This is a genomic window from Flagellimonas myxillae, from assembly GCF_023502235.1.
GTDB lineage: Bacteria > Bacteroidota > Bacteroidia > Flavobacteriales > Flavobacteriaceae > Flagellimonas > Flagellimonas myxillae.
On sequence record NZ_JAMFLY010000002.1, the window covers coordinates 736235 to 750333 of the forward strand.

General features: G+C 41.4%; 18 protein-coding genes. All 18 read left to right on the top strand.

Features of this window, described 5'->3' with window-relative positions:
* The first annotated feature begins 78 nt into the window (after window positions 1–78).
* The 18 genes from M3P07_RS11620 (at window position 79) to M3P07_RS11705 (ending at window position 14099) form a co-directional block, all read left to right on the top strand.
* Window positions 79–441: a BlaI/MecI/CopY family transcriptional regulator gene (locus tag M3P07_RS11620; protein ID WP_249970078.1), complete on the top strand. Its 363-nt coding sequence runs from the start codon at window positions 79–81 to the stop codon at window positions 439–441.
* Entirely contained in the window at window positions 438–1955 is a 1518-nt protein-coding gene (locus M3P07_RS11625) for a M56 family metallopeptidase (RefSeq protein WP_249970079.1), read from the top strand. The genes M3P07_RS11620 and M3P07_RS11625 overlap by 4 nt, the downstream gene beginning before the upstream one ends.
* 32 nt (window positions 1956–1987) lie before the next feature.
* Window positions 1988–3097, top strand: coding sequence for a tetratricopeptide repeat protein (locus tag M3P07_RS11630; protein ID WP_249970080.1), 1110 nt, complete (start codon window positions 1988–1990; stop codon window positions 3095–3097).
* A gap of 42 nt (window positions 3098–3139) precedes the next feature.
* On the top strand, window positions 3140–3619 hold the full coding sequence (locus tag M3P07_RS11635) for a hypothetical protein (protein WP_249970081.1): 480 nt from the start codon (window positions 3140–3142) through the stop codon (window positions 3617–3619).
* A 2-nt stretch (window positions 3620–3621) separates the two neighbouring features.
* A complete protein-coding gene (gene ruvC, locus M3P07_RS11640) occupies window positions 3622–4173 on the top strand; it encodes a crossover junction endodeoxyribonuclease RuvC (RefSeq protein WP_249970082.1) in 552 nt (183 codons plus the stop codon).
* Window positions 4174–4283: 110 nt separating this feature from the next.
* The gene (locus M3P07_RS11645) at window positions 4284–4622 is read left to right on the top strand and encodes a four helix bundle protein (protein ID WP_249970083.1); all 339 of its coding nucleotides are present in this window, start codon (window positions 4284–4286) and stop codon (window positions 4620–4622) included.
* Between the two features lie 37 nt (window positions 4623–4659).
* Window positions 4660–5814 (top strand): radical SAM family heme chaperone HemW, encoded by a 1155-nt coding sequence (gene hemW / locus M3P07_RS11650; protein WP_249970084.1) that lies wholly within the window; start codon window positions 4660–4662, stop codon window positions 5812–5814.
* Window positions 5811–6563, top strand: coding sequence for a cyclase family protein (locus tag M3P07_RS11655; protein WP_249970085.1), 753 nt, complete (start codon window positions 5811–5813; stop codon window positions 6561–6563). Before hemW ends, M3P07_RS11655 begins: the two co-directional genes overlap by 4 nt.
* Complete coding sequence (locus tag M3P07_RS11660; RefSeq protein WP_249970086.1) at window positions 6560–6919, top strand: DUF4260 domain-containing protein; 360 nt, start codon at window positions 6560–6562, stop codon at window positions 6917–6919. Before M3P07_RS11655 ends, M3P07_RS11660 begins: the two co-directional genes overlap by 4 nt.
* Window positions 6912–7535 carry a DUF4230 domain-containing protein gene (locus M3P07_RS11665; RefSeq protein ID WP_249970087.1) on the top strand — a complete coding sequence of 208 codons (624 nt, stop codon included), beginning with the start codon at window positions 6912–6914 and terminating at the stop codon, window positions 7533–7535. The genes M3P07_RS11660 and M3P07_RS11665 overlap by 8 nt, the downstream gene beginning before the upstream one ends.
* A gap of 79 nt (window positions 7536–7614) precedes the next feature.
* Complete coding sequence (locus tag M3P07_RS11670; RefSeq protein WP_319946572.1) at window positions 7615–7944, top strand: Dabb family protein; 330 nt, start codon at window positions 7615–7617, stop codon at window positions 7942–7944.
* Window positions 7941–8300, top strand: a complete 360-nt coding sequence (locus tag M3P07_RS11675; RefSeq protein WP_249970089.1) for an MmcQ/YjbR family DNA-binding protein — start codon at window positions 7941–7943, stop codon at window positions 8298–8300. Before M3P07_RS11670 ends, M3P07_RS11675 begins: the two co-directional genes overlap by 4 nt.
* Window positions 8301–8429: 129 nt before the next feature.
* On the top strand, window positions 8430–8828 hold the full coding sequence (locus M3P07_RS11680) for a response regulator (RefSeq protein ID WP_249970090.1): 399 nt from the start codon (window positions 8430–8432) through the stop codon (window positions 8826–8828).
* A 77-nt stretch (window positions 8829–8905) separates the two neighbouring features.
* Window positions 8906–9205, top strand: coding sequence for a hypothetical protein (locus M3P07_RS11685; protein ID WP_249970091.1), 300 nt, complete (start codon window positions 8906–8908; stop codon window positions 9203–9205).
* Between the two features lies 1 nt (window position 9206).
* A complete protein-coding gene (locus tag M3P07_RS11690) occupies window positions 9207–11600 on the top strand; it encodes a PAS domain-containing sensor histidine kinase (RefSeq protein ID WP_249970092.1) in 2394 nt (797 codons plus the stop codon).
* Complete coding sequence (locus M3P07_RS11695; RefSeq protein WP_249970093.1) at window positions 11597–12724, top strand: FIST signal transduction protein; 1128 nt, start codon at window positions 11597–11599, stop codon at window positions 12722–12724. Before M3P07_RS11690 ends, M3P07_RS11695 begins: the two co-directional genes overlap by 4 nt.
* Complete coding sequence (locus M3P07_RS11700) at window positions 12725–13783, top strand: sensor histidine kinase (protein WP_249970094.1); 1059 nt, start codon at window positions 12725–12727, stop codon at window positions 13781–13783.
* On the top strand, window positions 13776–14099 hold the full coding sequence (locus M3P07_RS11705) for an Hpt domain-containing protein (RefSeq protein ID WP_249970095.1): 324 nt from the start codon (window positions 13776–13778) through the stop codon (window positions 14097–14099). The genes M3P07_RS11700 and M3P07_RS11705 overlap by 8 nt, the downstream gene beginning before the upstream one ends.

The following is a 14099-nucleotide window of genomic DNA, read 5'->3' on the forward strand; positions in this document are numbered from 1 at the left end:
TTTTAACTAAAAAATTAGTTTAAACTAAATATTTAGTTATATTTGCTTCGAGTAGAACTAAAAACTTAGTTGAATCATATGAAGCAGTTGACAAAAGCAGAAGAGGAGGTGATGCAGTTGCTTTGGGAATTGGAAAAATGCAATGTGGCCGCCATCATTGATAAATTACCGGAACCCAAACCTGCCTACAATACGGTATCCACTATCGTACGCATATTGGAGGACAAAGGGTTTGTGGACCATGAAAAGGTGGGTAAGGGGCACCTTTATTATCCCTTGATCAAAAAATCGGATTACAGCAATCAAAGCATCAATAAATTGGTGGATGGGTATTTCCAAGGATCTTTTAAAAGCATGGTTTCTTTTTTTATGAAGAAGAATGATATCGGCCTTACCGAATTGGAAAGTATAATGAAACAAATTAAAGAAGAGGAAGAATGATTCAGTACGTGCTAGAGAGTTTAGTATATCAGTTGGTCTTTCTATTGACCTATGACCTTTTGTTGAAGAAAGAAACGTTTTTTAAATGGAACAGGATTTATCTCCTTGTGTCCTTTATTTTGTCCTTGACCTTGCCATGGATTAAGGTTGATGCCTTAAAAACAACCGTGGCTGAGGAATCCCTGGCCTATCCCTTGGTTGCCTGGAAATTGGATGAGGTAGTGCTGACAGCCGAGTCTGGAGTCACTCAATATTTCGGAGTGCTTTCTTGGGAACTGTGGGCATATGTCCTTGGGGTTTTAGCGATGAGTTGCTGGTTTGGATATAAGCTCTTTCAAATTTTTAAACTGAAACGCACGGGAAGCAAGTACCCTTTAAATGGGTATACAAGAATTGATGTGCCCCAGAGCCAAACCGCTTTCTCCTTTTTTCACTGGGTTTTTATAGGAGAGGACATAGTGCCGGATAAACAGGAGCAGATCATTGCCCACGAACGGGTCCATATAAAGCAGCGGCACAGTTTGGATCTTCTGTTTTTTGAACTTATGCGCATTGGCATGTGGTTCAACCCGCTGGTCTATATCTATCAGAACAGGATTTCAGAATTGCACGAATTTATGGCCGACGCTGTTGTGGCCAAAGCAGATAGGCGGTCACAATACCAGTCTATGTTATCTGAAGTTTTTCAGACACAGCAAGTTAGTTTCATCAATCAATTTTTTAAAGAATCATTAATCAAAAAACGAATAGTCATGTTAACAAAGGAAGAATCAAAAGCGATACATCAATTGAAATATGGGCTGTTACTGCCCTTGGTATTGGGCATGTTGGTTTACACTTCGTGCGAGACCGAAGGCGATGAACAAATTCCCGCTTTGGAAGAAAATACGTTGGATGATGCCGTGGTTGTTGGGTATTCTGCAGATGGGGATGGCGCCAGTTTTATGGAATTCAATGTAGAGGATTTAAATAATATGTCCTCGGAAGAAAGAAGCCAACAGGATAAATTGTTGGCTGAATTATCAGCTTCCAATACTTCTACGACCGTGTATATAAAAGATAAGGTTGGGAATTCGATTGAGCTGACTATCAAAGAAGGCGCGATTTTCAGCATGTCGGTGAACAAACAACCAGGAGGCAGCACACTTAACCTGATAGAGGAGGATGTTGCTGTGCCTTTTGCCGTGGTAGAGGAGACCCCAATTTTTCCAGGTTGTGAAAATGTTTCGGATAAGAGTGATTGTTTTATGCAAAGTATACAACGACATATCCGCAAAAACTTTAGATATCCCCAAGAAGCCCAAGAAAAGGGAATTCAAGGTAGGGTCAACGTTATTTTTAAGATAAGTACAGAGGGAGATATTATTGGTCTCCGAATGCGAGGTCCTCATAAACTATTGGAGGATGAAGCAGCAAGGATTATTGGACTTTTGCCCAAAATGCAACCCGGTAAACAAAAAGGGCATGCGGTAGAAGTGCCATTTAGTATACCTATAACGTTTAAACTGCAATAGTGATAAAGTCAAGTATTGTAATATTATTTTGGTTGTTTGCAATCAAAGCCGGGGCCCAGTCTCCGGCTTTTACCATTGCGGACAGTCTTTACCAATTGGGAAATTACGTTGAGGCGATAAACGCGTATGCAAAGGAAGGAAATGAAAAGTCTAGCCTTCAGATTGCCCGGGCCTATACCGCTATTGGGAATAACGAAAAAGCCATTGCCCAGTATTTGGATATCATCGACAAAAACCCAAATCAAGTTTTGGCCAAGTTTGAATTGGGAAAGCTCCATGCCAAAACCAAAAAATGGGAAAAGGCCCAATTAGTATTTGAAAACCTCACCGTCGCCGGTACCGAAAATCCTGAATTCTACTATTATTTGGGAAGCGCACTACAAAAAAAAGGGGACTCTAAAAATGGAAATGAAGCCTTAAAAAAAGCAGTGGAGTTGGATAGTACCCATTTGAGGAGCATCTACCTTTTGGGTAAATTTTATGTCGGCGCGGAATTGCCTTCCATGGCACATGAAATATTGGACTTGGGGTTGAGATCCGCCCCTAGTGACCCGGCACTGATCAATCTAAAGGCGTTGACCTATTTTAACAATGGCAATTTTGTTGAGGCCATCACCTTGTTTGAACGTTTGTTGGAAATGGGGGAATTCCAACCTTTTATCTTTAAAAAGTTGGGCTATGCCTATTTTAAGAATTGGGAATTTGATAAGGCCAAAAAGAACTATAGAAGTCTCGAACAAATCCCAAATTTTGAAGCCGATGCATATTTTGGGTTGGGGGAGGTTTACCTGATGGAAAAGCAATTGGATAGCTCCAAGATATTTTTTAAGAAATCCATTGAGGAAAGAAGGTATGTCTTTGATGAGGAATATAAGAACTTGGGGCGCATTGCCCGATTACAGAACCGACTAAAGGAATCGTTGGACTATTACACCAAGGCTTGGGAGGAAAACAAGGCGGATTTTTTCAGTTATTACCAAGTCTGCATTATGGCCGATGAATACTATAAAGACCCAGAAACAAAGCTTCGCAATTATCAAAAATTCTTGGATGATTTTGATAGGGCTCCATCTTTTTTAAGGCAAAGGGTCAAAAAACGGGTTTCGGAGCTCAAAGAGGAAATGCACTTTGCCAAAAAATAATTGACCTAAAAATCGTAATTTCAGCCAAATTCATGGGGCTGTATGCGCAAGTGTTTTGCATTATTGTTTTTGGTGGTTTTGACGTCTTGCCAATTGTTTTTGTCCAAGGAGGAAAAGACGGATAAAATTGTGCACGACGAACTTCAGGCCATTGATTGGAACAATGTTGAGAAGTACCCATTATTTGTTGGGGAATGCGATGAAATGGCTTCCAAGGATGCTCAAAGAGAGTGTTTTCAGACCGTGCTATTGCGTTATTTCACCGAAGCCATGGCCGACCTTCAGTTCCAAGTGAAACAGGACCTCCATGATACTATTTACGTCGATTTCAAGATTGATCAACACGGTTTTATTTTGATATCGAACATTGAAGAAAGCACAAACGTTCTCAATGAAATTGAGAACTTCAATGCATTGGTTTCCGAACGATTGAACGATCTAACCACCGTAAAGGCCGCCAACTACAGAGGAATACCGGTTAATATGCGTATAAGATTACCCATCGTTTTAAATACCCAGTAATATTGGCAACAGAAAAAATCATTTTAGGCATAGACCCCGGCACCACGATAATGGGATTTGGTATTATTAAGGTGGTGAACAAGAAAATGGAGTTTATCCAAATGAACGAACTCCTGCTTAAAAAATACAACGACCCCTATACTAAGCTAAAGCTCATTTTTGAGCGAACCCTGGAACTTATCGATACCTATCACCCTGATGAAATTGCCATCGAGGCTCCCTTCTTTGGGAAAAATGTGCAGTCCATGCTAAAATTGGGAAGGGCACAAGGGGTGGCCATGGCAGCTGGACTTTCCCGTCAGATACCCATAACGGAGTATATGCCCAAAAAAATAAAGATGGCGATCACAGGAAATGGAAATGCCAGCAAGGAGCAGGTGGCCAAAATGCTTCAGGGAATGCTCAATTTGAAAACCTTGCCCAAGAATTTGGACAGTACGGACGGCCTTGCTGCAGCGGTTTGCCACTTCTACAATGAAGGCAGGATGGAGATTGGGAAAAATTACACGGGCTGGGAGGCATTTGTAAAACATAATCCGAAGAAAATTAATTGACATTGGACAGTTAACAATGAGCAATTAGCAATGAACAATTATCAATAATGAAATGTTGAGTTAGCTACCCCAAATTTTTTAAACCTACTATTATGTAAAAAGAAAACCCCTTGTTTAGGAAGTCCTATGACTTTGCCTTAAGAGTTGTGGAGATTTGCAAACGAATCCACAAAGAGAAAAAGGAATTTGTTTTATCCAAACAGTTGCTTCGTTCAGGAACCTCAATTGGAGCGAACATAGCGGAAGCCAATGGGGCCATATCAAAAGCTGACTTTTCTGCCAAAATATCGATTTCATACAAGGAGAGTTTGGAAGCGAAATACTGGCTATCAATATTAAAGGACTCGGATTATCTGGACCAAAAAGAAGCAAACAAGTTAATTGTTGGAGCCGATGAACTTTCGAGAATAATGTTTGCTATTCTAAAGACCACTCGGATAGCTAAATAATCCATTGTAAATTGGCAATTGGTAATTGTACGTAGGTATGTCCGGAGTATACATTCACATCCCCTTTTGCAAACAGGCTTGCCATTATTGTGATTTTCATTTTTCCACCCAAATGGGGAAAAAAGTGCAAATGCTCGAAGCCCTTCAAATGGAGCTTGCATTGCGCAAGGAAGAATTACAGCAGATAGAGGTGGAGACCGTCTACTTAGGAGGCGGAACACCTTCGGTTTTGGAAGTGGCTGAAATCGAAAAATTAATTCAAACCGTTTACGATCATTACCAGGTTTCCGAAGATCCCGAAATTACTTTAGAGGCCAACCCGGACGATTTGGTGTCGGTTGGGGCGCAGTCAGGAACCATTTTTATGGATTATCGCAAAGCTGGAATAAATCGCTTGAGCATCGGTATCCAGTCCTTTTACGATGAAGATTTAACTTTGATGAACCGAGCGCACAATGCCGGGGAAGCCGAGCAATGCATTAAATCGGCAAAACCTTTTTTCGACAATATCTCCATTGACCTTATCTACGGCATTCCAGGAATGGGACATGATCGTTGGAAATCCAACATTGAAAAAGCGCTGGATTTGGACTTGCCCCATATTTCCAGTTATGCCCTAACAGTAGAACCTAAGACAGCTCTTAAAAAATTCATCGAAGTGGGAAAGGTGCCTAATGTAAACGAGGAACAAGCGCAGGAACAATTCCATATACTATTGAATACCCTTGAACAGGAGGGATATGTCAATTATGAAATTTCCAACTTTGGGAAACCCGGATATTTTTCCAAGAACAATACCTCCTACTGGTTGGGCAAAAAATACTTGGGAATTGGGCCATCCGCCCATTCCTTTGATGGCGAAAATCGCAGCTGGAACATCAAGAATAACACGAAATATATCAAATCCCTACAAGCCAATATTCTTCCGTCAGAAACTGAAGAATTGACACGGACAGATAGGTATAATGAATATGTGATGACGGGCTTACGAACCATTTGGGGCGTTTCATTGAATAGCATCCAGGCTAATTTTGGCGATTCATTTTCCAACTATGCCCTACGGCGCGCCCAGAAATTTTTGGACTCCAAATTGCTAAGCTTGGAGGATGACAAACTGCTGGCGACACCCAAGGGAAAGTTTTTGGTGGATGGGATGGCATCCGACCTATTTATGGTTAACTTGGAATCATGATTGCCGCTATTAAACACAACTCCAAAACCCACAAGATAGATTTGTCCGAACCCCTCGACATTTCCATTCCGCTCCGAGGGGGAGATGACAATATCAATGCCTGGTATTTGGAAGCACCTAAAATCACGCCGCACAAAGAAGGAGATTTTGTAGGGAAGGTTATCGAAGGGGCTTCTACCAACTTCAACGACATTTGGTTCAATCCCCATTCCCATGTGACGCACACTGAATGCTTGGGTCATATTACCAAGGAGTTTCATTCCATCAACACCAACTTGGAACGTTATTTTTTTATGGCCGAAGTGATTACCGTGGCCCCGGAAAAATTGGGGGACGATTTTGTAATATCTGATAAACAACTCAAATATGCTTTGGGGAACAAAAAACGGGACGCTGTGGTAATCAGAACCATCCCGAACCTTGGCGGCAAGAGGCAAGCTAAATACTCCAATACCAATCCACCTTATTTCTTAAAGGAGGCCATGGATTATTTAGTATCGAAAGAAGTGGAGCATTTATTGGTGGATCTTCCATCGGTGGACAAGGAGAAGGATGGGGGAGCGTTGATGGCACATAAGGCTTTTTGGGGATTGGATGGGAACCCACGATTGCAGGCCACCATCACCGAATTTATTTATGTGGACAACTCCATAGTTGATGGTAGCTATTTCCTAAATCTTCAGGTGGCACCTTTTGAGAATGATGCAAGCCCAAGTAGACCCGTTTTATACAAAATAATTCAGCAATGAGAACACTATTAAAAATTGAAGAACTGCTAATGCTGGGACTGGGCATCTTTCTTTTTAGCACCTTGGATTTTTCATGGTGGTGGTTCCTGGCGCTGATCTTAACACCCGATATTGGCATGCTTGGATATTTGGCTGGAAACAAGATGGGAGCATTGGTGTATAATGTTTTCCATCACAAAGGTTTGGCCATTGTCCTTTATATATTAGGAGTATATTTAAGTGAACCACTACTGCAACTTGTGGGTATTATTCTTTTCTCCCATGCTTCCATGGACCGCATTTTTGGTTATGGATTAAAATATGGGAGAGGTTTCAACCATACCCATTTGGGTAAAATTGGGAAGGAAAATGGGTGAACTGATGGAAGTAATCTTGGGCCTCATTCTTGGCGCCATACTAATGTATTGGCTGTTTTCCCTATTCCGTAAAAAGAAGAACAAGGATTTGACCAAACAGCAATCCACCGTTTTATTGGATAAGATAAGAAGCGTGTGCAAGTTGGTTTCAGTGGAAGGGGATTTTGCGGAAATCTATAACTACGAGAACACCAAGGAGGGGTTCTTTAGTTTGTTGAGCAGTAAAAAGAAGGCCTTGATCATTGTAAAGGCCAAGGCCCAGATAGGGTATGATCTCACCAAACTGGACCTAAGGGCCGATGATGAACGCAAAAAGATAATCCTGAACAATTTTCCAGAACCGGAAGTTCTGTCCATTGAACCCGAAATGCAGTTTTATGACATCAAGAATGGACTCTTCAATAGTTTCTCGCCGAACGATCTAACCAATTTAAATCAAGAGGCCAAGGAACACATCAGACAAAAAATACCAGAAAGCGGATTGATGGATACCGCGAGAAAGGAAGCTCTGCAAGCCGTACTTTTGGTTGAAAAGATTGTGGAGACCATAGGATGGAAATTGGATTACTCCGCTTTGGAAATATCGAATAGGGAAAAACATTTTTTGGAAGAATAAATTGAATATGAAAACCACAATTATAACTTTACTTTTTATTGGTGCCCTCGGTACCGGTATTGCTCAAACCCAAGACCAGATGAAAACCTTTGATCCCACTTTTGCCCATACCGTATATTTTTGGTTCAAGGACCCAGCAAACAAAGCCGATAGGGCAATGTTTGAAGCTTCGCTAAAAAAGTTTCTGGACAACTCCAGCTATGCTAAAACCAATTTTATTGGAACGCCACCTGTTGCCACCCGCGAGGTGGTGGATGGATCGTTTACCTATTCCCTTATTGTTACCTTCGAGTCGGCCGAAGCCCAAGAAGGCTATCAAACGGAACAGCCCCACTTGGATTTTATCGAAGAATGCAAACATTTGTGGGAGAAGGTGATTGTATATGACTCCTTTGGCCTAAAAGAATGAACGTAGAAGAACTTCGGGAACTTTGCTTATCCAAAAAAGGGGTTACAGAAGAATTTCCTTTTGATGAAAGCACCTTGGTATTTAAGGTAATGGGCAAAATGTTTGCCTTGGTCGCTTTGGAGCGCTTGCCGCCACAATGCAATTTAAAATGCGACCCAGAGCGGGCATTGGAACTTCGGGAGACCCATGATGGGGATATTATTCCCGGATATCACATGAGCAAGAAGCATTGGAATACGATAATGTTGGACAACCTGCCACCCAAACTTATCATGGAACTGGTGGACCATTCCTATGCACTGGTGGTTTCCGGACTTACCAAAAAGCTTAAGGCCCAATTGGGCGTCGCGGATTAGTTTTTGTTCTGATCTTTTGCTTCATCGATACAAAACAACAGTTCGTCGATAGTTTTTTTTCATTTAACCAATTTGTAGTCTTTTTCTGATTGCAATTCCCCAATTTTGTATCCTAAAGCGAATTAGATCATGAATGTGCTGTTCATAGAAGATGATATGATAGAAGCAATGAAGTTGCAAAGGGCAATTTCTAAGTTTGAATCCAAGCACAAGATTATCGAAGCAAAGAATGGGGAAGAGGCTTTGGAAATCTTGAAGGGGGGAAGTCTGCCCGATATCATCTTATTGGACCTGAACATGCCACGTATGAGCGGCATAGAGTTTCTTTCTGTGGTAAAGGCGGATGAAAGATTGAAATACTTGCCAATTATCATTTTGACCACATCTGAAAATCGGACGGATCTTTTAAAATGTTTCGAGATAGGAATCGCAGGTTACATCATAAAGCCTTTAAAATATGAGGATTACGAATCCAAACTTAAAAAAGTATTTGATTATTGGGAGATTAGCGAATTGATCAAAGGCTAACAAAAATCCCGTTTTCACAACATTAATTTTTATAACAGGTAGTACAATTCCTACATTTATTTCATAATAATCTTATTGTGAAAGGAATTGTTATTACCGGAAATTGTGCATTGAAGACACCTTTATATAAGGTCGACTACATTGATGCCAGTCTAAAACAGACTCCATTTTTTTCTAAAAATGCTTCAGGAGTCTTACCGCCCAATAGCTATTTTGAACATGTCGGACCTGCCTGCCCAGTGGGCAAGCAAGCCGATACTTCTTCAGTTTTTCTTTCACTTACTCTGGGGATTCAATCCTCAAATTTCTCAAAGAAAACAACTAACCGTCTCCATGGCCCTTCGGGTTTTTGGGCAATAGCAGATTTCATAGCATAAAATGAAAACAGAACGTAAATCGAGTTTGCATTGGTCCAACACGGATAACCCGGAAATTGAGCGGCTAAAACAGGAATTGGAGCGAGAAAGAAAGGCACGGGAATCTGCGGAGAACATGTTGGTGCTTAAAATGGACGAGCTTGAAAAGGTCTCGAAAAAGAAGAAGCACAGTTATGAGGAAAATCCGATAAACAACGCTTTCGTGGATCTAATTGATCCCTACGTGGTTATGGACATGTTAACCAATGTGGTAAACATGAATGCTTCTGCCAAGGAGTTTTTGGGATATGATCATACCAAGGAGCAATTACAACTGTCCACTTTGGTGCACCCAGATTATTATGAATATACCGCAGAGTCTTTTAAGAATTTGCTTGAGAACGGTATCCTCAGGAATTACTCTGCCAAGATCATCACCAAAAAGGGGTTGGAGAAATATGTGAACATAAACGCCAGCCTTATCTATAATGATACTGGCCAACCTATTGCCGCCCAAGGGGTGATCAGGGACATTACGGAAGAGGTGGAGATCAAGAAGAAATTGGAGGACCAGAAAAAACAACAGGATATAATTGTTGAGAACTCTTCCCTTGGAATTTTACTAATTGTAAATGATAAAATCGTCAAGGCCAATCGGAGCTTTGTGGAACTATTGGGCTACTCGGAATCCGAACTCCAAAAACTCTCGCTTAACGATATTTCTTCCTTGGAGGACACCGACCTCTACGACAATCTGTTACAAAAAAGTTTGCAGGACGATTCCAAAAAATTCTCCATAGTTCGCAAATTCCATAAAAAGAACGGAAAAAAATTATACGGTAAAACCTCCATGAGCTCTGTATTGGATGCTGAGGGCAACATAGAATACAACGTGGCCATGATCGAGGATATCACCAAAGAAAAAAATGCTGAAAAAAAAATAAAGGCTTCGGAAGAACGTATGGCCACCCTGATCAAGAATCTACAAACTGGAATCTTATTGGAGGACCAGGATCGAAAGATTGTGTTGGCCAACAAAAAATTCTGTGATTTGTTCGGAATTGCCGTTTCCCCAGATTCCCTCAAGGGAGTTAACAGCGAAAGGTCCATCCATAAATACAAGAACATGTTTTTGGAGCCGGAAGAGTCACTTCATAGGATCAATCATGTAATTGATAAAAAAGAGGTGGTCACTGCGGATGAAATGGAGCTTCTTGATGGCCGCACCTTTGAAAGGGATTATATACCCTTGTTCAACAACGGCGAATACCAAGGTCATTTATGGAGCTATAACGATGTTACCCTTCGTAAGAATTATAGAAGGAATCTAGAAGTCCAAAAAGAGAAATACGGAAGTATCATTGCCAATATGAACCTGGGATTGGTCGAAGTAGACAATGATGAGAACATTCTTTTGGTGAACCAAAGTTTCAGCGACATGATTGGAATGTCCGCTGGGGAATTGATCGGTGAAAACGCGAAGGAAGTCATCCATATCATAGATGAGGATAGGGAAAAATTACAGTTACACAATTCCAAAAGACTTCAGGGAATTTCTGACTCCTATGAAGTTGAAGTTAAAGTGTCGAATGGGGAGCAACGATTCTGGCTCATTAGTGGGGCACCTAGATATGATGATGCGGGAAACGTGATTGGCTCTATTGGGATACACTTGGACATTACCACCCAAAAGAATCTGGAATTGCAAAAGGAAAATCTGTTGAGCGAACTGGAAGCAAGCAACAAAGGATTGCAGGAATACGCCCATATTGTTTCCCACGACCTTAAATCTCCCCTCCGAAGTATCAGCGCATTGTCCACATGGCTGTATGATGATTACAAGGACACCTTGGATGAAAACGGAAGGTATAACCTTAAAATGATGCAGGAGAAGATCGAGGGGATGGACAAGCTGATTACCGGAATCCTAAAATACTCCACGGTAAACAACGATGTACTGGACAACACCGAAGTAAATGTAAATGAGGTAATCCAGGAAATCAAGGAAATCATTTATATCCCGGACCATGTTTCCATCAAGCCCAAAAAGGAATTACCCACGATCAAAGCGGACAAAACCAAGATCCATCAATTGTTCCAGAATTTTTTGAGCAACGCCGTGGTAAACATTGATAAGAAAAAAGGATTGGTGGAGATTGATTATGAGGAGCATCCATCCCATTGGGAGTTTAGCATCAAAGACAATGGCGTGGGAATTCCGAAGGAATACCACGAAAAAATATTTCAAATATTCCAATCCATCGGTAACAAGGAACGCTCTACCGGAATTGGATTGTCGATCGTGAAAAAGATCATTGACCGGTACAGCGGAAAAGTATGGTTAAAAAGTAAAATAGGAGAAGGGACTACCTTTTTCTTCACCCTAAAAAAAGAACCTAAAAACAAAAAGCGATGAAAGTAAATCAAGCGAAACGATCACAAGGGGGTACATGGGAATTTGCCCAGGATCAACCTTTGAAGGAACCTTTGGTATTGATATTTGGAGATAGATTCTTACTGGAGTCCAAAGATTTGTATCAGGAAATCAAGGAATTGTATCCAGACGGGCATCTTGTTTTCGGATCTACCTCTGGTGAGATTATGGAAACCAGCGTGTACGAAGATAGTATTACCATTACGGCGATAGAGTTTGAAAAAACCCGATTTTCCATAGTTAGTGAGAACGTCCAGGACTATGTGGATATTGAGAAGATGGGAGCCGCCATATCCAACCAATTCGATTTGGAGGGACTCAACCATTTGTTCATCGTTTCCGATGGAAGTTTTGTAAATGGGAGTGGTCTTATTGAGGGATTGGAATCGGTAGAGGGTTTTAAGGCATCCATAACAGGAGGTCTTTGTGGTGATGGTGCCCGATTTGAAAAAACCTTGACCTCCTACAACGAAAATCCCAAGCAGGGAGAGGTGATTGCCATTGGATTATATGGCGAAGCCTTGGAGGTGAGTTATGCCAATTTTGGTGGATGGACCCCGTTTGGCCCGGAAAGAACCATAACAAAGTCCGAAGGAAACGTGCTGTTTGAAATTGATGGCAAACCCGCCTTGGATTTGTATAAAAAGTACTTGGGCGACAAGGCCGACGAACTTCCACAGGCAGCACTGCTATATCCGCTAACCGTGCAGCAGCACGAAGACACGGAACCCTTGGTCAGGACAATCCTGAACATTGACGAAGAACAAAGTTCCATGATCTTGGCCGGCGATGTGCCCTTAAATTCCAAAGTGCAGTTGATGATGTCCACAATGGACGATATTGCTGAAGGGGCTTCCAATGCTGCAGAATTGGCAATGAGAAACAGAAAGAACAAGCCCGAACTGGCCATTCTGGTCAGTTGTGTGGGCCGAAAATTGGTACTTGACCAGCGTACCGAGGATGAGATTGAGGAAGTGGCAGAAGTTATTGGCGAGCAAGCCAAGATCACAGGGTTCTACTCTTATGGTGAAATGGCTCCCTTTGCAGGAAAAAATGAATGCCAATTGCACAACCAAACCATGACATTAACCTTATTGAGTGAGTAAATGCATTCCCTGCTTAGAAGACAATTAAAGAAGTTTTTGCCCAAAGAATTTGTGGGTCATCCAGCTATGGAGGAATTCTTGGATTCCGTGGATAAATCCTATTCGGATTTTGATGAAAAGCTGAAGATGATCCAAAGGGCAACTTCTTTGAGCTCCGATGAACTCTATCAGGCCAATCAACGTTTGAACCAGGAAACCGAGGGGCAGCGCAAGGTATTGGAATCCCTGAGCAGGGCTGTGGCTTCAATGCAGGACAAGACCAGTGACCGTATCAATGGCTCGTTGGATTTCAATCCACAAAAATTGGTCGAGGATATAGAAAGGCAGGCTCTAAAGTTGGTCAAGATCACCGCCGAAAAAGACATGCTCCTCAAAAACCTGGAGCAGCAAAACGAGTCCTTGAACAACTATGCACACATGGTATCGCACGATTTAAAATCGCCCATTCGCAATGTGCATTCTTTGGTGAGTTGGGTGTTCGAAGATGGCCAGGAAGGTTTCAAGGAACAAAGCCAAAAAAATGTTCAGCTCATTTTTCAGAATTTGGCAAAAATGGATAGTCTTATCGATGGGATTCTAAGGCATTCCACCATCGATTCTATTCAGGAAAGTGAAACGGTCATAGATCTAAACCACCTTATTGGGGAAATAGAAAATACGGTATTTGTTCCCGAAAACATAACCATTAAGAAGAGTGGCAAATTGCCCACGCTCTACACGGGGAAATATCGAATAGAGCAGTTGTTCAAAAACTTGATCACCAATGCCATTACGGCAACAGAACATTGTGAGGATGGGTGCATTATGATAGACGTGAAAGAAGAGGACGATGGATGGTTGTTCAGTGTTTCCGATAATGGCAAGGGCATACCAAAGCACCTTCAGGATGGAATTTTTGGGATGTTCAAAAAGCTGGAGAACAATTCAGGAGCAACTGGAATTGGCCTTGCGTTAGTAAAGAAAATCATAAACTATTACAAAGGTGATATCTGGTTGTCCTCGAAGGAGGGCAAAGGAACGACCTTCTTTTTTACGATTAAAAACAAGAACAATGACTGAGCGACCCAACTTGAATTATATAAAGGAGATTTCTGGCGGAAACGAGGATTTTGAAAAGAAATTCCTGACCATTATCCAAACGGAATTTCCTAAGGAAAAGAACGATTATATAGAAAATTTGGCGGCTAACAATCTGGAAGAATCCGCGAAGATTGTTCATAAAATAAAGCACAAGTTGGGTATTCTGGGCTTGACAGGTGGATATAAGTTAGCCATTAAGTATGAAGAGGACCTGAAATACGGTAATACCAGGCTAGAGAAGGAATTTCAGGATATTTTAAAATCTGTGGAGGAGTTTATTCTAAAAATCGCGTAA

Coding starts and splice junctions, on each gene's coding strand:
- hemW (WP_249970084.1), top strand. CDS start 4,660: ATGTCCGGAGTATACATTCACATCCCCTTTTGCAAACAGGCTTGCCAT.
- M3P07_RS11675 (WP_249970089.1), top strand. CDS start 7,941: ATGAACGTAGAAGAACTTCGGGAACTTTGCTTATCCAAAAAAGGGGTT.
- M3P07_RS11700 (WP_249970094.1), top strand. CDS start 12,725: ATGCATTCCCTGCTTAGAAGACAATTAAAGAAGTTTTTGCCCAAAGAA.
- M3P07_RS11620 (WP_249970078.1), top strand. CDS start 79: ATGAAGCAGTTGACAAAAGCAGAAGAGGAGGTGATGCAGTTGCTTTGG.
- M3P07_RS11695 (WP_249970093.1), top strand. CDS start 11,597: ATGAAAGTAAATCAAGCGAAACGATCACAAGGGGGTACATGGGAATTT.
- M3P07_RS11670 (WP_319946572.1), top strand. CDS start 7,615: ATGAAAACCTTTGATCCCACTTTTGCCCATACCGTATATTTTTGGTTC.
- M3P07_RS11660 (WP_249970086.1), top strand. CDS start 6,560: ATGAGAACACTATTAAAAATTGAAGAACTGCTAATGCTGGGACTGGGC.
- M3P07_RS11680 (WP_249970090.1), top strand. CDS start 8,430: ATGAATGTGCTGTTCATAGAAGATGATATGATAGAAGCAATGAAGTTG.
- M3P07_RS11625 (WP_249970079.1), top strand. CDS start 438: ATGATTCAGTACGTGCTAGAGAGTTTAGTATATCAGTTGGTCTTTCTA.
- M3P07_RS11655 (WP_249970085.1), top strand. CDS start 5,811: ATGATTGCCGCTATTAAACACAACTCCAAAACCCACAAGATAGATTTG.
- M3P07_RS11635 (WP_249970081.1), top strand. CDS start 3,140: ATGCGCAAGTGTTTTGCATTATTGTTTTTGGTGGTTTTGACGTCTTGC.
- M3P07_RS11705 (WP_249970095.1), top strand. CDS start 13,776: ATGACTGAGCGACCCAACTTGAATTATATAAAGGAGATTTCTGGCGGA.
- M3P07_RS11690 (WP_249970092.1), top strand. CDS start 9,207: ATGAAAACAGAACGTAAATCGAGTTTGCATTGGTCCAACACGGATAAC.
- M3P07_RS11665 (WP_249970087.1), top strand. CDS start 6,912: ATGGGTGAACTGATGGAAGTAATCTTGGGCCTCATTCTTGGCGCCATA.